This is a genomic window from Salmonella sp. NW722 (assembly GCF_051702785.1).
GTDB classification, from domain to species: Bacteria; Pseudomonadota; Gammaproteobacteria; order Enterobacterales; family Enterobacteriaceae; genus Salmonella; species Salmonella enterica.
Genome location: NZ_JAMMIN010000006.1, coordinates 1 through 16,744, shown reverse-complemented (window position 1 = coordinate 16,744; position 16,744 = coordinate 1). Strand labels below are relative to the sequence as shown.

The 16,744-nt window shown below is 54.3% G+C and carries 18 protein-coding genes, 1 pseudogene and 1 other annotated feature; of the genes and pseudogenes, 7 read left to right on the top strand and 12 right to left on the bottom strand.

What is annotated here, in order from left to right; all coding sequences use genetic code 11:
- Position 1 precedes the first annotated feature (1 nt).
- The 3 genes from ilvN to ivbL all read right to left on the bottom strand — a co-directional run bounded on the left by ilvN (position 2) and on the right by ivbL (position 2,189).
- Positions 2-292 carry an acetolactate synthase small subunit gene (gene ilvN, locus NA330_RS15630; RefSeq protein WP_001171826.1) on the bottom strand — a complete coding sequence of 97 codons (291 nt, stop codon included), beginning with the start codon at positions 290-292 and terminating at the stop codon, positions 2-4.
- A gap of 3 nt (positions 293-295) precedes the next feature.
- Complete coding sequence (gene ilvB / locus NA330_RS15625) at positions 296-1,984, bottom strand: acetolactate synthase large subunit (protein WP_023242072.1); 1,689 nt, start codon at positions 1,982-1,984, stop codon at positions 296-298.
- Between the two features lie 106 nt (positions 1,985-2,090).
- On the bottom strand, positions 2,091-2,189 hold the full coding sequence (gene ivbL, locus NA330_RS15620; RefSeq protein WP_001541152.1) for an ilvB operon leader peptide IvbL: 99 nt from the start codon (positions 2,187-2,189) through the stop codon (positions 2,091-2,093).
- Positions 2,190-2,711: 522 nt separating this feature from the next.
- Here ivbL and NA330_RS15615 point away from each other — a divergent pair.
- The 4 genes and pseudogenes from NA330_RS15615 (at position 2,712) to emrD (ending at position 5,252) form a co-directional block, all read left to right on the top strand.
- Positions 2,712-2,826 (top strand): annotated as a pseudogene (locus NA330_RS15615) (hypothetical protein).
- The gene (gene tisB / locus NA330_RS15610; RefSeq protein ID WP_000117642.1) at positions 2,823-2,912 is read left to right on the top strand and encodes a type I toxin-antitoxin system toxin TisB; all 90 of its coding nucleotides are present in this window, start codon (positions 2,823-2,825) and stop codon (positions 2,910-2,912) included. The pseudogene NA330_RS15615 and the gene tisB overlap by 4 nt, the downstream one beginning before the upstream one ends.
- A gap of 92 nt (positions 2,913-3,004) precedes the next feature.
- Positions 3,005-3,865, top strand: a complete 861-nt coding sequence (locus NA330_RS15605) for a DMT family transporter (protein ID WP_072103205.1) — start codon at positions 3,005-3,007, stop codon at positions 3,863-3,865.
- Between the two features lie 202 nt (positions 3,866-4,067).
- Positions 4,068-5,252 (top strand): multidrug efflux MFS transporter EmrD, encoded by a 1,185-nt coding sequence (gene emrD, locus NA330_RS15600; protein ID WP_000828737.1) that lies wholly within the window; start codon positions 4,068-4,070, stop codon positions 5,250-5,252.
- Here emrD and NA330_RS15595 read toward each other — a convergent pair.
- The gene (locus NA330_RS15595) at positions 5,179-6,264 is read right to left on the bottom strand and encodes a cellulase family glycosylhydrolase (protein ID WP_000238925.1); all 1,086 of its coding nucleotides are present in this window, start codon (positions 6,262-6,264) and stop codon (positions 5,179-5,181) included. The genes emrD and NA330_RS15595 overlap by 74 nt on opposite strands.
- A 63-nt stretch (positions 6,265-6,327) precedes the next feature.
- On the bottom strand, positions 6,328-7,251 hold the full coding sequence (dsdC, locus tag NA330_RS15590) for a DNA-binding transcriptional regulator DsdC (protein ID WP_001541637.1): 924 nt from the start codon (positions 7,249-7,251) through the stop codon (positions 6,328-6,330).
- 225 nt (positions 7,252-7,476) lie between these two features.
- On the opposite strand from dsdC, the gene dsdX reads away from it, so the two are divergent.
- A complete protein-coding gene (gene dsdX, locus NA330_RS15585) occupies positions 7,477-8,814 on the top strand; it encodes a D-serine transporter DsdX (protein WP_000543317.1) in 1,338 nt (445 codons plus the stop codon).
- 17 nt (positions 8,815-8,831) lie between these two features.
- Complete coding sequence (dsdA, locus tag NA330_RS15580; protein WP_000427988.1) at positions 8,832-10,154, top strand: D-serine ammonia-lyase; 1,323 nt, start codon at positions 8,832-8,834, stop codon at positions 10,152-10,154.
- Positions 10,155-10,235: 81 nt separating this feature from the next.
- Here dsdA and NA330_RS15575 read toward each other — a convergent pair whose 3' ends face one another.
- The 6 genes from NA330_RS15575 to ibpA all read right to left on the bottom strand — a co-directional run bounded on the left by NA330_RS15575 (position 10,236) and on the right by ibpA (position 14,706).
- Positions 10,236-10,766 (bottom strand): radical SAM protein, encoded by a 531-nt coding sequence (locus NA330_RS15575; protein ID WP_023242074.1) that lies wholly within the window; start codon positions 10,764-10,766, stop codon positions 10,236-10,238.
- Positions 10,763-11,125 (bottom strand): DUF202 domain-containing protein, encoded by a 363-nt coding sequence (locus tag NA330_RS15570; protein ID WP_001113454.1) that lies wholly within the window; start codon positions 11,123-11,125, stop codon positions 10,763-10,765. Before NA330_RS15570 ends, NA330_RS15575 begins: the two co-directional genes overlap by 4 nt.
- The gene (locus NA330_RS15565) at positions 11,115-11,462 is read right to left on the bottom strand and encodes a YidH family protein (protein WP_000703964.1); all 348 of its coding nucleotides are present in this window, start codon (positions 11,460-11,462) and stop codon (positions 11,115-11,117) included. The genes NA330_RS15570 and NA330_RS15565 overlap by 11 nt, the downstream gene beginning before the upstream one ends.
- Before the next feature lie 442 nt (positions 11,463-11,904).
- A complete protein-coding gene (locus NA330_RS15560; protein WP_023242076.1) occupies positions 11,905-13,566 on the bottom strand; it encodes a putative transporter in 1,662 nt (553 codons plus the stop codon).
- Positions 13,567-13,754: 188 nt separating this feature from the next.
- Positions 13,755-14,183: a small heat shock chaperone IbpB gene (ibpB, locus tag NA330_RS15555; protein ID WP_001246919.1), complete on the bottom strand. Its 429-nt coding sequence runs from the start codon at positions 14,181-14,183 to the stop codon at positions 13,755-13,757.
- A gap of 109 nt (positions 14,184-14,292) precedes the next feature.
- On the bottom strand, positions 14,293-14,706 hold the full coding sequence (gene ibpA, locus NA330_RS15550) for a small heat shock chaperone IbpA (protein ID WP_001532742.1): 414 nt from the start codon (positions 14,704-14,706) through the stop codon (positions 14,293-14,295).
- Positions 14,700-14,773, bottom strand: a sequence feature (ROSE (Repression Of Heat Shock gene Expression) occurs in the 5'-region of heat shock genes and acts as an RNA thermometer to modulate expression.). Its footprint overlaps the gene before it by 7 nt.
- A gap of 242 nt (positions 14,774-15,015) precedes the next feature.
- Here ibpA and NA330_RS15545 point away from each other — a divergent pair.
- A complete protein-coding gene (locus NA330_RS15545) occupies positions 15,016-15,348 on the top strand; it encodes a YceK/YidQ family lipoprotein (protein ID WP_001581211.1) in 333 nt (110 codons plus the stop codon).
- 1 nt (position 15,349) lies between these two features.
- Here NA330_RS15545 and NA330_RS15540 read toward each other — a convergent pair whose 3' ends face one another.
- Complete coding sequence (locus tag NA330_RS15540; protein WP_023242077.1) at positions 15,350-16,576, bottom strand: DUF3748 domain-containing protein; 1,227 nt, start codon at positions 16,574-16,576, stop codon at positions 15,350-15,352.
- Positions 16,577-16,744 lie beyond the last annotated feature (168 nt).

The following is a 16,744-nucleotide window of genomic DNA, read 5'->3' as shown; positions in this document are numbered from 1 at the left end:
CTTACTCAAAAAAGACGGCAATTTTATTGAACATGGTGGGATCGGACTGGTTTCGTACCACCTTCGCCACGTCTTCCAGTTTATCGATCTGACTGATCATCTGTTCAAGCCGCTGATCGTCATTGACCAGAAGCCAGATGCGGCTCTGATCGCTACCCTGAATCGGTAAACAGAGAATACCCTCAACGTTGAAAGCGCGTCGGGCGAACAGCCCGCAGACGTGGGTCATCACGCCAGGGTGGTTGCGAACGGTCAGCTCCAGAATAACGTTATCATGTGATTGTTTCTGCATGGCTTATTCCCCCACCATCTCTGTATTTGCCGCGCCCGGCGGCACCATCGGATACACTTTTTCTTCTGCACCAATGCGCACATGGATCAACGCCGGTCCAGGACGACGAATGATAGCCTGCAACGCCGCCTGCGGATCGGCTTCGTTATTCAAATCACAGGTATCCAGACCAAACCCGGCGGCAATCTGCATAAAGTTGATGCTTCCCGGATAGGTCGCCGCAAAAACGCCCTGTTTATAGAACAGACTCTGTTGCTGATGTACCAGTCCCAGCGCGTCGTTATTCATCAGGATAATTTTCACATCCAACTGGTTTTCACTGGCGGTAGCTATCTCCTGAATATTCATCATCAAACTACCGTCGCCGGAAAAACACAGCACCTTGTTGCCCGGATTCGCCAGCGCCGCGCCAATCGCCGCGGGCAGACCAAACCCCATGGTGCCCAGCCCGCCGGAAGTCAGCCACTGACGCGGACGGTTGAGCGGATAAGCCTGCGCGGTCCACATCTGATGCTGACCTACGTCAGTGGTAATAATCGCGTTGTCGTCCACACAGGCGGCGACCGCGTTAATCAGCCCATAGTGACTAAGCGGGTTATTTTCCTGGGGAATACTGCAAGGGAATTCTTGCTGCAAGTCCGCCACCAACTGATGCCATACTTCCCGCGGCTGTGCCTCGATATGGGGAATTAACTGTGCCAGTACATCATCGACATCCGCCTGAATAGCCACATGCGGCTGCTTTATTTTGCCTAACTCGGCGCGATCGATATCCACATGGATGATTTTGGCGTTCGGACAAAACTGCTCCGTTTTGCCAATCGCCCGGTCATCAAAACGCGCGCCCAGAACAATCAGTAAATCGGCCTCTTGCAGAATAAAATTGGTACTGCGCGCGCCGTGCATCCCCAGCATTCCTAACGACAGCGGATGCGCCTTAGGCAGCATTCCCAGCGCCATTAAGGTCATTGTCGTCGGCAGTTGCGCTTTTTCCGCCAGTTCGCGCACGCGTGTCGGCGCATTGATCACGCCGCCGCCCAGATACAGCACCGGACGCTTCGCCGCGTTAATCATTGCGGCGGCCTCGCGGATACTCTCCGCGCTAAACTCCGGCGGGGGTGATTTTTCCGCCGGCGACGGCAACGCATCCAGCTCAATTGTCGCCGTCTGCACATCTTTAGGAACGTCTATCCACACCGGGCCGGGACGCCCCGACTGCGCCAGACGAAAAGCATCGCTCATCACCTGAGGCAACTCATTGATATTTCTGACCAGATAGTTGTGCTTGGTGATGGGGATAGAGATACCGTAGGTATCCACTTCCTGAAACGCGTCAGTACCGATCATGGACGCCGGAACCTGCCCGGTAATACAGATTAACGGAATGGAATCCAGGCGCGCATCGGCAATGGCCGTGACCAGATTGGTCGCGCCCGGCCCGCTACAGGCCATACAAACAGCAGGTTTACCCTCCGTCCGCGCCATCCCCTGCGCAATAAACCCCGCGCCTTGTTCATGGCGCGCCAGAATATGACGGATTTGCGTGCTTTGGCTTAACGCGTCGTAAACGGGGAGGATCGAACCGCCGGGAATGCCGGTGACGATACGAATCCCCTGACGCTCCAGAAAATGAACAATAAATTCCGCGCCCGTAAAGCGCTGAGGTGTAGATGTTGTGCCCGAACTTGCCATGCTCCATTCCTTTTATTCTGAGCCGACGTTCCGGGAAGGTGTCTTAAACAAAAAACCCCGCCCGGTTTGCGCCGGCGGGGTTTTGGAATCGTGTGTGTTCCGGACCCTACGGCGCATTGCCGACGACGACCACCACACGCACGACGACCACTGCGCGAGATGGCGCAGTTGTTAGTAGGGTCGCGTTCAGCATGGAAGGGTTCATTAGGGGCCTTGTCTGTTTGTTATTAACACGTTTTATACAAGCACAGCGCTTTCAGCATGACAACGGAAAAATTTTCATCTGCACAAAAATGCGTCAGCGATCACATTTTTCTACGAATTTACACGCTTTGAGTATAGGCGTGATAAGCGTAGCGCCCTCCGGTAATCGCCGGGATTGATGATCACGCATTTCACAATGCCGGAAAACAAAAAACCTCGCCGAAGCGAGGTTCTTACAGCGTAATGCGGGTGGTAGCCGCGAAGCACACTGTGTTATGTCAACAGCAGAAGTATACGCGTTCTGTGCAGAACGCGCAATTTCGGCGCGAATTTTGATGAATTTGAGTATGGATCAGAAGCTCCGTTCTGTCTATAAATTACTGTTCATTTATACAGTACTTAACTATAATGTCTTTGACACAATGTGTTATGCGGGGGCCGCATCGTAAACCGGCGCAACGAAGTCCTGGCTGAAACGGGTGGTGCCGTCAGCGCCTTAACCCCCTCGTGAGCACACTGTGTTATGTCAACACGCACACTATTCCTCGCAAAAGGGATCGCGTGCGCAACAGCTGGCAACAGGCAGCGGAAAGGTACGTCGGCTGGCAGTGCTCCTTAACCACAGGAGACGCGTATGAGCGTAGTGGATATCACCATTCTTATCCTGAAACTCATTGTTGCAGCACTGCAACTGCTTGATGCTGTTCTGAAATACCTTAAGTAATTCAGATTCAAGCCGCACCGAAGGGGAGCGGGCAACCGCTCCCCTTTCACCTTATCCGCTGGTCTTTCGCTTCCCGGGTATGTTACGTTTTTATGACACCCTCAACGACGCCTGACGCTATGACCCTTTCCGTTTTCTGCATTTTGCTGTTCGCCGCGCTGCTACATGCCAGCTGGAACGCCATTGTCAAAGCGGGAAACGATAAGCTCTACGCCGCGATCGGCGTCAGCGGTTCCGCGGCGGTCATGGCATTGATCCTTTTGCCCTTCTCGCCGCAGCCAGCTCACGCCAGTATCCCTTTTTTAGCGGCCTCTACCGCGCTCCAGGTGGTGTATACCGTCCTGGTGGCGAAAACCTATCAGGTCTCGGACATGAGCCAGACCTATCCTCTTATGCGCGGCACCGCGCCGCTGCTGGTGGCGCTCATTAGCGTTCTGTTTCTTGGCGACAGCCTGTCGTCGATGGCCTGGGTCGGCATCGCAGTGATCTGCATGGCGATACTTGGGATGGCCTGTAATGGCCGCGCCAGCTCTCAACGTGGTGTCGTGCTGGCATTAACTAACGCTTGTTTTATTGCCGGATATACGCTGGTGGACGGGACCGGCGTAAGACTCTCCGAAACGGCGCTGGGCTATACGCTATGGTCATTTTTTCTCAACGGCGCCTGCCTGTTAACCTGGGCGATGATTGCGCGGCGGCGGGAAGCGTCGCGTTATCTGGCGCAACAGTGGAAAAAAAGCATTTTTGGCGGGATTGGCACTATGGGATCTTATGGGCTGGCGCTATGGGCCATGACCCAGGCGCCGCTGGCGGTGGTCGCCGCGCTGCGTGAGACATCGATTTTATTCGGCGCGCTGATAGCCTGGCTGTTGCTTAAAGAGAAAGTGGCCGGGCTACGTCTGGTGGCGGCAGGCGGGATTGCCCTCGGGGCGATTTTACTCCGTCTGTCATGATTGCCCAATAACAGCCGCAGACGTAACACATTCTCGGCAACATTTGTTGCCGCTTTTGTTTACATATCCTGCCGTTCCTTCGTCTGCCATTGCTGGTTGCTGTCTGGCCTTCTTTTTCTGGTGTGATAGATTCCTCTCGCATTTATGGGAATGCGCAGCAAGTTATTCTTATTTTTTCTTTTTTTGAAAAGTAATCAGCGAAATGAAAAGGCAGAGAAACGTCAATTTGTTGTTGATGTTGGTATTACTGGTGGCCGTAGGGCAGATGGCGCAAACCATTTATATTCCCGCCATCGCCGATATGGCACAAGCGCTAAACGTCCGGGAAGGCGCCGTCCAGAGCGTAATGGCTGCTTACCTCCTGACCTACGGCGTCTCGCAACTGTTTTACGGCCCGCTTTCCGACCGGGTTGGGCGCCGCCCGGTAATCCTCGTCGGCATGTCTATTTTTATGGTAGCGACTCTGTTCGCCATGACCACGCATAGTTTGACGGTGTTGATTGCCGCCAGCGCCATGCAAGGGATGGGAACCGGCGTTGGCGGAGTAATGGCGAGAACGCTCCCGCGCGATCTGTATGAAGGAACGCAACTTCGTCACGCCAATAGCCTGTTAAATATGGGGATTCTGGTCAGCCCGCTGTTAGCGCCGCTGATTGGCGGTCTGCTGGATACCCTATGGAACTGGCGCGCGTGTTACGCTTTCCTGCTGGTGCTTTGCGCTGGCGTCACCTTCAGCATGGCGCGCTGGATGCCGGAAACCCGCCCCGCCGGCGCGCCGCGCACACGGCTGATCGCCAGCTATAAGACGCTGTTTGGCAACGGCGCATTTAACTGTTACCTGCTGATGCTAATCGGCGGGCTGGCTGGCATTGCGGTCTTTGAAGCCTGTTCCGGCGTGCTGATGGGGGCAGTATTAGGTCTCAGCAGTATGGTGGTAAGCATTCTGTTTATTCTGCCGATTCCGGCGGCGTTCTTCGGCGCCTGGTTTGCCGGACGCCCGAATAAACGCTTCTCAACCCTGATGTGGCAGTCAGTTATTTGCTGTCTGCTGGCAGGCCTTATGATGTGGATTCCCGGCTGGTTTGGCGTGATGAACGTCTGGACGCTACTCATCCCCGCTGCGCTGTTTTTCTTCGGTGCCGGGATGTTATTTCCACTGGCCACCAGCGGCGCGATGGAGCCGTTTCCGTTCCTTGCAGGCACCGCTGGCGCGCTGGTCGGCGGGCTGCAAAATATTGGTTCCGGCGTACTGGCGTGGCTTTCGGCAATGTTGCCGCAAACCGGTCAGGGCAGTCTGGGATTGTTGATGACCCTTATGGGATTGCTGATCCTGGCGTGCTGGCTGCCGCTGGCGTCACGGATATCGCATCAGGGACAGACGGTTTAACGTTCCCCTCGCCCGGCTTTTTGCCGGGCGTTTCACATTCCGGCGCGATCATCGCATTGAGCAGGGGCTCCTGCGCCGGACGCCACGCTCCTTCTTCGCCGTCATAAAACTGTGTGTCCGCGTTTATCGCATACGGGATATGCGCTTTTTTCAGCTCGCAGGCCATAAAACGGGCAAACGCGAACTGTGAAGCGACCGGCGTCATTTTTATCGACTCTCCCGGCGCCCATCCGCCCACCCAGCTTGCATGGCCAGTCTTATGCTGCCAGCGAACCGCAGCGTTGATCCGTGCCCGAATCGCCGCTTTTTCCGCCGCCGTGCCTGATGTCCACGGATATTTACCGCCGCTTTTCAGGGGGCCCCACGGAAAGATGTGCCACTCCGCCAGTACATAGTTCTGGCTTTGCGCCGGCAGTTTAAGCGCCGACAAATCCTCCGGCGCGGCGCGCATTCGGGGGGCAACGAAAATCATCCGCTGTGGGTCAATGGCGTGAATCAGGCGGATGGTTTTGTCATATACGCGATTCAGCGACGCCATATTATGATTGAGTTTGTCGGCAGGCTCATAAATGAGATCGAACCCCAGAAGCGGGGATGTCTGGCCAAAATAGCGCGCAACCACGCTCCACCAGTTGATCAGCTCCTTTTCATGGCTGGCGCTGGGATCGGTTTTATACGCATCCGCCTGATAGGCAATAATGGGTATGACGCCATAGTATTCGCAGGCCTCTACCAGCTTACGCAAATGGATGAGGCGCGCTTCCGTCGGCGCGCCTGCCACACGAATACGGACATGCGTTAACCCTTTTGCCTTAAAATCCCGCACGACCAGCGGATCAAACTCGCGGATACCCCGTTCCGTTCGCGCCCAGTCAACATCCATCCCAACGCCAAGCTGCTGCGCATAGCGCGCCGCCGTCAAAGGCATCGGTTTCGCATAGACGACCGCGCTGGTCAGCATGAGAGAGGCAATAAGCGGTTTAAACACGACGCCCCCTAAAATTTTTACCACGGTGATAGCACGTATTTAGCATATTCACTCCCGGCAGGTGTAGCGACAAAGCGTAATAAATCTTCACACCTGTTCCTGCAACCAGCGAATAAATGCCTCGATTTTCGGCCACTGCCTGCCAGGCAGAGTGGTGACATAATAATGCTGATGACATTTCAGCCTCATGTCACCAAAAGGCGCAATCAGTTCTCCGCTGTCGAGACGCTTTTGCACCAGCCGTTTACGCCCCATCGCCACGCCAATGTGGTTCATCGCGGCAATCACCGCTAAATCAGAACGATCGAAGCCAATGCCGGATGAATCCGGCAAATTTACTGCAAAATGCTGCGCCCAACTGTGCCACTCATCGGTGCCCGAATCGTTACTCCACGCCTGTCTGTCGTGTAAGAGCGTACAGTGCCGTAGGTTATTCAGGTTGTCCTGCAAGGCGAAACGACGGGCATAATCCGGGCTGCAAACGGGCAAAATCGCCTCATCCATTAAAAAATGGTGCGTGAGCTGCGCCGACGGCGCATCGTCAAAATAGATAGCCAGGTCAATGCCGGCACGCTGTAGGTTAACGTTATCGTTGCCGGTCAGCATAGTGAGAGAAATTGACGGATAGCGACGGGTAAAGTCCCCCAGCGCGGGTACCAGCCAGCACTGGGCGATAGAGGGACGGGAATACACGGTCAACGTGCCGGACAGTTCCTGATTTTTGATATCGAGGATTTCCTGATTCAACGTATCCAGCGACGATTTCAGCGCCCAGAATACCCGTTTGCCTTCATGGGTAAGCTCCACTTTACGGTGAGAGCGGACAAATAGCTGGATTCCCAACTCGGCTTCCAGTTGATTGATACGATGGCTTACCGCACTTGGGCTTAACGACAGCTCATCTGCCGCCAGAGCAAAGGACTGGTGTCTGGCCGCGACTTCAAAAGTATAGAGTTTGGATAACTGCCAGCCGTTGAGTAAGCGGTTTCGGGTATCGCGAAGGGGTTCCATGGCAACCTCAGTCATCTTTTAATTTCCCGAAGTGTAAAAAAACACGCTGAAAAAATCCGCACATAGATGAATCAAAATGAACCATATCGCAAAATAAAGGCAATATTAGATGGAAATCACATAGTTGATTCAATTTACATCATGTGAATGGCAAATTATATCGTTTGTCAGGGGGTGCTGTTTTTCTGTCCAATAAGAACAGATTAATCACAGGGTAGGTGAGATATGCACGCTCAAATCTGGGTAGTGAGCACGCTGCTGATCAGCATCGTGTTAATCGTATTGACCATCGTGAAGTTTAAATTCCACCCCTTCCTGGCGTTACTGCTCGCCAGTTTCTTTGTCGGCGCGATGATGGGCATGGGGCCGCTGGAGATGGTCACGGCGATAGAAAACGGAATAGGCGGTACGCTCGGTTTTCTGGCCGCCGTTATCGGTCTTGGCACCATCCTCGGCAAAATGATGGAGGTTTCCGGCGCGGCGGAACGCATCGGGCTTACGCTCCAGCGCTGCCGCTGGCTCTCTGCTGACGTGATCATGGTACTGGTGGGGCTGATTTGCGGTATCACGTTGTTCGTGGAAGTGGGCGTCGTGTTGCTCATCCCACTGGCGTTTTCTATCGCTAAAAAGACCCATACCTCGCTGCTGAAGCTGGCCATTCCGCTGTGTACCGCGCTGATGGCCGTCCATTGCGTGGTACCGCCGCATCCGGCTGCGCTGTTTGTCGCAAATAAACTGGGGGCGGATATCGGCTCGGTGATTGTCTACGGTCTGCTGGTCGGACTGATGGCATCATTGGTCGGCGGTCCGCTGTTCTTAAAGTTTCTGGGTAATCGTCTGCCGTTCAAGCCCGTACCGACAGAGTTTGCGGATCTTGAAGTGCGCGCCGAAAACACCCTGCCATCGCTGGGCGCAACGCTGTTTACCGTTCTGTTGCCGATTGGCCTGATGCTGGTGAAAACCGTCGCTGAACTGAATATGGCGAAAGACGGCACGTTGTATACGCTGCTGGAGTTTATCGGTAATCCGATCACCGCGATGTTTATCGCTGTCTTTGTGGCGTATTACATACTCGGTCTGCGCCAGCATATGGGTATGAGCGCGCTACTTACCCACACCGAAAACGGCTTTGGCGCCATTGCGAACATCCTGCTGATTATCGGCGCGGGCGGCGCGTTCAACGCCATTCTCAAAAGTAGCGGGCTGGCGGACACGCTGGCGGTGATCCTCTCAAATATGCATATGCACCCGATTCTGCTGGCGTGGCTGGTAGCGCTGATTCTGCACGCGGCGGTCGGCTCTGCGACGGTGGCGATGATGGGCGCCACGGCGATTGTTGCGCCCATGCTGCCGCTCTATCCTGACGTCAGCCCGGAGATCATTGCGATTGCCATTGGTTCCGGCGCCATTGGCTGCACGATCGTGACCGATTCCCTGTTCTGGCTGGTCAAGCAGTATTGCGGCGCTACGCTGAATGAAACGTTTAAATACTATACGACGGCCACGTTTATCGCATCTGTCGTTGCACTGGCTGGCACATTCCTGCTTTCCTTTATCATCTGATCGTAAAGAGACGTACTATGGAAAACATACAAAAGCTCATCGCCCGGTATCCTTTGGTCGAGGATCTGGTCGCCCTCAAAGAAACCACCTGGTTTAACCCGGGCGCCACCTCTCTTGCACAAGGTCTACCGTATGTCGGCCTGACGGAGCAGGACGTAAACGCCGCCCATGACCGTCTGGCGCGCTTTGCGCCGTATCTGGCGAAAGCGTTTCCGCAAACCGCTGCCGCTGGCGGCATGATCGAATCTGACGTGGTCGCTATTCCGGCCATGCAAAAGCGGCTGGAAAAAGAGTATGGGCAAACGATCGACGGTGAAATGCTGTTAAAAAAAGACAGTCACCTGGCAATCTCTGGTTCCATTAAAGCGCGCGGCGGCATCTACGAGGTGCTAACGCACGCGGAAAAACTGGCGCTGGAGGCGGGTCTGTTAACCACCGACGATGACTATAGCGTGTTGCTTTCGCCGGAATTTAAACAATTCTTCAGCCAGTACAGTATCGCCGTCGGTTCAACCGGCAATCTGGGGCTATCGATCGGTATCATGAGCGCCTGCATCGGTTTTAAAGTGACGGTACATATGTCTGCCGACGCCCGCGCCTGGAAAAAAGCGAAGCTGCGTAGCCACGGCGTGACGGTCGTGGAATACGAAGATGATTACGGCGTGGCGGTTGAGCAGGGCCGAAAAGCAGCACAATCCGATCCAAACTGTTTCTTTATCGACGATGAAAACTCCCGCACGCTATTTCTGGGCTATGCGGTAGCGGGCCAGCGCCTGAAAGCGCAATTCGCGCAACAGGGACGCGTCGTTGACGCCAGCCACCCACTGTTTGTTTATCTGCCGTGCGGCGTTGGCGGCGGCCCTGGCGGCGTCGCCTTTGGCCTGAAACTGGCGTTTGGCGACAACGTCCACTGTTTCTTTGCCGAACCGACCCATTCACCCTGCATGTTACTCGGCGTTTATACCGGTCTGCACGATGCCATCTCAGTACAAGATATCGGTATTGATAACCTGACGGCGGCTGACGGCCTGGCGGTAGGTCGCGCTTCAGGCTTTGTTGGTCGGGCAATGGAGCGTCTGCTTGACGGCCTCTATACCTTAGACGATCAAACAATGTATGACATGCTGGGCTGGCTGGCGCAGGAGGAAGGAATTCGACTGGAGCCATCAGCTCTGGCAGGGATGGCCGGGCCACAGCGCATTTGCGCCGCCACCGAGTATCAGCAAAGGCATGGATTCAGTCAGACGCAGCTCGGCAACGCGACGCATCTGGTATGGGCAACCGGGGGCGGCATGGTGCCGGAGGATGAAATGGAACAATACCTGGCAAAAGGACGCTAATACTCGCTCAGAGCCGGAAAGACGGCAGCGCCATCCGGCACGCCATCGCCTGATGGCGCTACGCTTATCAGGCTTACGACGCTAACGCAGCATCGCCATCAACTCCTCCGGCGAGCGATGCTGTTTCAGTAAATCCCGCATCACCCGCATATGCGGCGAGGAGTAGTTAAAAAAGGTCTGGTAGCCCTCGCAAAGCCGGTTTTTCCCCTGGCTATCCCGATGCTCAGGGCATCCGCCGCCGCAAAATCGTAATAAAGAGCACTTCTGACATTCAGCGCTTAGCGGCGCCTTGTCCGGCGTTTTAGCACCATTCCTGCCGCCGCACCACTGCTGTAGCGTCTCATCAAAAAGGCGAACCGAGATACGCTGAATATCTTCACGTACCCAAATATCAAATACGCTATTTAAAAACCGCCCCCAGTCTGCTGAACACAATGAATCCTCGGTCAACATTCCGTTCCGGTCATGTTCCAACAATGGGATAAAATGGACATTGCGAATGCCGAGCCGTTGTAAGTTACGGTACAGTTGCTGAGGGCGCTGGCTATTCTGGCGATTTACGACGACCTGAATCTGGTCATCACTCACGACAATGTCCTGACGTCCTGTCATATAAAATTCCCGATAAATGCAATAAGTTGGCGAATATGGGTAACAGCAAACAGGATTGCGAGCGACAACACCGCGAGGGAGATCAAAAATTTGTCACGCACGACATGAGTTTCGGAAAAATCGCTATGCGCGACATCCATCAAATTACGACTCAGGGTATAACGCCAAAGAATCACCGCCACTATCGCCAGAACGCTGATTGACACCCAGAACAAGAACCCCGCCTGATGCCAGTGGTGCCTGACGGCTAACGCCATTAACGCCCCGTATCCCAGCAGCGTGCGAAACCAGGCCAGCGACGTACGCTCCGGTTGCAGTCCCGGATCGTTCTGCCGACGGGCTTTACGACTATCCGGCATACAGTACCAGCCCCATCACTATCACCGCGACAATCATCAAAATAACGCTGATGATCAACAGGCTATGGGTATAAGGCAAATCCTCTTTCAGGCGCATCGCTTTTTCATTACGTAACCAGCGTAGATAGCCATAAATCGCCAGGCCGCCCGCAAACAGACACAACAGTAGCGCCAGCAGTTCACGGATCACCGGCGTGGCAAAATCCGGGGCGAGCTGATCAAGACCGACGCCTGCCGCCAGAAATCCCAGCGAGGTGCGAATCCACGCCAGAAAGGTGCGCTCATTTGCCAGTGAGAAGCGATAATCCGGCGCTTCTCCGAGGCGGGAAATCTTCATGACGACTCCTTTTACGTTCTTATGTATTCCCGTTCGTTTTCAGAATACCACTCACGTTGTTGCTGATATGCTTCACATTATCCCGCAGCAAGGGAATCTTATTGCAAAATAACTGTAGTTCACTGGTGACTCGTTTCGGCGCAACCGCGCTCATTGCCGCTATTTTTCATTTCAGTTACGACCTTTTTCAACGCCACCGCCAGGAAAGGCATTATTGCCGAATTAAAAGCTGAAAAACCACCCGTCGCGACGAAAAAAAAGGCGATGAAGATTGATAACTAACTGAAAAAATTGGAATTATGCTCGTTGCCATTACGCTGATTAGCGCGTTCATTGAGGAAGAAGATAAGAAGAAGAGCAGAAGTGTGACCGGTGCGGCGCGCGTTATCCAGCCTGGATTTAACACAGTGCATAGGCCGGATAAGCAACGCGCCATCAGGCGCTAACCCATTCCCCAAAAAATCACCGCCAGCAGTTGTGGCGTGATAATACGCAGGAACATCACTAACGGATAGACGGTCGCGTAAGAGAGCGCCGCCGCGCCGCTGGTGGCATGAAGATTGTTGGCAAATGCCAGCGCTGGCGGATCGGTCATCGAACCGGCCAGCATCCCGCACAGCGTCAGATAGTTCATTTTGGCAAAAATCCGCGCCAGCAAACCGACGGTAATCAGCGGAATAGCGGTGATGAAAATACCGTAGCCAATCCAGCTTAATCCTTCGCCCTGCGTCAGCGTATCGACAAAATCGCCGCCGGATTTCAGCCCAACGACCGCCAGAAACAAAACGATGCCTAACTCACGCAGCGCGAGGTTGGCGCTCGGCGGCATAAACCAGTACAGCTTACCGATGCTGCCGATACGCCCCAAAATTAGCGCCATGATCAGCGGCCCGCCGGCCAGCCCCAGTTTTAACGCGACCGGGAATCCCGGCACAAACAACGGGATTGACCCAAGCAGAACCCCTAATCCGATGCCGATAAACACCGGCAGCATCTGCACCTGCTGGAGTTTTTGCTGCGCGTTGCCGACCACATTGGCTACCGCATCAATCGAGGCAGGACGCCCCACCAGATTGAGAATGTCGCCAAACTGCAGGCTGGCGTCGCTACTGGCGACCAGCTCAACGCCCGCGCGGTTAAGGCGGGAGATAACCACGTCATAACGCTCTTTAAAGTGCAAATCGCGGATACGTTTGCCGAGCACTTTTTCGTTGGTGACGACCACACGCTCGACACGTAAATCCGTGCCGCGCGTCGACAACGAGGTGTCCACTTCCTTACCGATCACCAGTTGCGCGTTATGCAGGTCGGTAGATTGGCCGACGAGGTGCAGCAGGTCGCCTGCCTGGATAATCGTCCCCGTCGACGGCACCATCAGCGTGTCGTCGCGTTTCAGGCGTGAGCAAATGATTTTATCGCTGTTCAGGATCGGCACATCCTGAATAGCCATATTATTGAGGTTCGGATTCTCGACACGGATATTCATTGTTTGAATTAATGAATGACCGTTAGCGAGAGAGGATTCGTGCTTCTGCGCTTCCGCCTCGACGTTAACGCGAAAAATCAGCCGCATCAGCCACATGGTGAGCAAAATACCGCAGATGCCAAACGGATACGCCATCGCATAGCTCATCCCCATCTGATCCACCAGCTCCACTGGCGTTCCCAGATCGCGCAGGATTTGCTGACCCGCCCCTAACGCAGGCGTATTGGTGACTGCGCCGGAGAAAATCCCCAGCACCACCGGCAGCGGAATAGCGAAAATTTTATGCAGAATCGCGGTGACCAACCCGCCCATAATCACAATCAGAATGGCAAACAGATTGAGGCGCAGCCCGGAAACGCGCAGCGAGGCGAAAAAACCCGGCCCCACCTGTATGCCGATGGTATAAACAAAAAGGATCAGGCCGAATTCCTGGATAAAGTGCAGCATATCGCCGCTCAGCGTCACCCCAGCCTGATCGACGAAGTGGCCGACGATAATACCGCCGAACAGAACGCCGCCAATACCAAAGCCGACACCGCGCACTTTAATGTTGCCGATCCATAAACCGACAACCGCCACCAACGCCAGAACGCTGACCGTCAATGCGATATCACTCATCTTTTCTTCCCTGTGAGTAACATTTCAATTTATAGGGATTATGACTGAACCGTTAAGGCATATATACAGCATGGCGCACATTCTCATGTTACAAAACCGCCCAGACGTCCTGACTTCGGCAGCGTCTTACCCTTTTTCGTGGCACAAAAAAGCCCCGCCATCTCTGGCGGGGCAAGGCAAGGAGCTCATTAGCTATTTAATGCGGAGCGTTCGTTAATGGCGATACGCTGCGGCGCAATGGTTTCCGGCTCGTTGCGGGTTAAATCAATATGCAGCAGGCCGTTGGTAAACGTCGCGCCGGAAACTTCCATATTTTCAGCCAGCGTAAAGCTCAGGCTAAAAGGCTGCATGACCAGGCCCTGATGTAACCATTTGGGCTCGTTTTCCGGCTGTTCCGGCGTGCCTTTCACCGTCAGGCGCGTGCCTTCCAGTTGAATATCCAGATCTTCCTGACGGAAACCGGCTAACGCTAAAGTAATGCGATAATGGTTATCGTCGCTTTTCTCGATGTTATAGGGCGGGAAGCTCTGGCTTTCGCCGCTGTTTTGCAGCGCATTGGCCAGCTTGTCAAAACCGATCCATTGACGCAGCAGTGGGGATAAATCGTAGTTACGCATAATCATTTCTCCTTCTAAGAAGCGAGTTTTTACCTTCACACTTTACGTGCGAATATGCTCCCTGACGGCGAGCATGGGATGACAGGCCGCGCAACGCGACCCGACGGAATCAGTTAATTTCGATACGGCGCGGTTTGTTCGCTTCCGGAATCACGCGCTCCAGTTCGATATACAGCAGCCCGTTGACCAGGTTTGCGCCGCGAACGTGAATGTTCTCCGCTAACTGGAACTTACGTTCAAAGTTACGCTCGGCAATGCCCTGATACAGGTAAGTACGTTCTTTCTGCTCGTCCGCATGAGCGCCTTTTACCACCAGTAAATTATCCTGGGCGGTAATCTCCAGTTCGCTTTCCGCGAAACCGGCAACGGCAATGGCGATGCGGTAGTGGTTTTCGTCTACCAACTCAACGTTGTACGGAGGGTAGCCGCCATTACTTTGGCTTTGGTTATTTTCAAGCAGGTTAAACAGACGGTCAAAACCAATGGCAGAACGGTACAGCGGGGATAAATCAAAGTTACGCATAATCATAAACTCCTGAAATCAGCGAGAATGTCAGACCTTCCATCATGGACAGGCCAGGATTGCCAGAACACCCATCAGGCGTGCCCTTCTATTCACTACGTCTTATAAATGGGTCTGAATACGTACTTTTCAAGTATTTTAATCCGACTTTTTTTTGCAGTTTATTGGCTATTGCATAGACTGGTTGGGACAGCACTGATTGTTAAAGTGCGATTACCGCCACAGTGCCACGTACTGGTGATGTTATTTTTAGCAACGGATCGCTATAACTCATCATGCAAATAACGACAACCAACAGATGAATGAGTGATGATAAAAAACGTGTGGTTAACGCTGATAATATGGAATGGGATGCTTTTATTAAGCGGTTGTTCAAGCGTCATGTCGCACACCGGCGGTAAAGAAGGCACTTATCCTGGCACGCGCGCCAGCGCTACGATGATCGGTAACGATGAGACAAACTGGGGCACAAAATCGTTGGCCATCCTGGATATGCCGTTTACCGCCGTGATGGATACGATCCTTCTGCCGTGGGACATCTTCCGCAAAGACAGTTCGGTAAGATCGCGCGTCGAGAAAAGCGAGGAGGAGACGAAAATGACCAATGCCGTCATCCCCCCGGCGAAGATGCCTCCTCCCTGATTTATCGCCCGGTTTCCGTCACCCATAGCTGACGGAACCCTTTCACCTCTTCCATCCATGCGACGTGTCGCCCATCCGGTGAAAAAACGACGGCGTCCGCAGACGGCGGGTTGTCGTGCCTGGCGGTTAAGAAGTCGATCCTCCCACTTTGTGCGTCGCAGCAGGCAATCCGGTTTTCCAGCACCAGTCCCAGCCATTTACCCGACGGATGCCAGTTAAACGCTGACTGTACGCCGGTCGCATGATGCGTTAACTGCCGGGGCTCGCCTCCCTGAGGCGATATCAGCCACAGTTGCGCTACGCCGTTATCGTCCCGCATCAAAAAGGCGATCGCCGTCGCCTGCGGATTACTGCGGACCCAGTGGCGTGGTTCGTTAGTGAGTCCAGGATAAACACGCTGGTGAGTAAAGGTAAGACGCCGCTGAACTACGCTCAACGGCGGCGATGGCATCGTTGATTCGGTTCCCGTCAGCGGCGTGTCGCCTGCCTGTTTCCAGCCGTTTTCATGACACGGTAAATCGACAATAAACAGCTCCGGGACTTTTTTGCCCGTCAGCGACAGCGTATCTCCAATAAAGGCAATCTGGCGGTTGCCCACCCAGCCCTCTTCATAGGCGCGGTTAATGTCATCGCTGCCAGGTCTCGGCGCAGGCGTCGTGCGGCTAACCAGTACGCACCAGTGGCTACCGCTGTATTCGCGCGGATGCTGAGCCGGCACCGTAACCGGCCCATACGGCGCGGCCACACCGACATTGCGCAGATCCAGCGCCGGATCGCGCTCATGCAGAACGTGGTCATTATAGGTAAAACTCACCAGCTCGCCGTTCGGGCTAAACACATGGACGTGACTGCCGCCGCGCAGCGCGCCGGGAGTATACGGCGCAGTAATATCCATCGCATCGAGGTTAGTCACGCCCCCCGGCGTTGCAATAACGCCCCGACGGTGGTGGAAATCGTAATGCCACGTCTCATCAGGGTTTTCAGGGCCATGAATAAACACATAGTGATTGTCGGCAGGATGCACCGTCACCACACCGACATGCGCGCCCTGCACGGCGCGATAAATCACCTCCACGTCGCCGGTATGCACATTGACACGCTCAATAGTCTTGCCCGTAAATGACGCGCCTGAAGGCCGTACATCAAAGACCAGCCACTGGCTGTCAGGTGTCCAGGTATTGGTGTTGGTAAGCTGGTGATGGCGCGGCGTAAAGGTGATTTGTTTCATGGGATGTCCTGATAAGAGACGATGCTCGTCATCATACTTCACACGGGCTTTACTTTCAGGCTTTAGCGTATCGTTGAGATAGCCAGGCCCGGTGGCGCCACGCCACCGGGCCGTCAGGGTCTTATTTCTCCTGCGCCAGCCGGATACTGCGCTCTATCACCGCCCGCC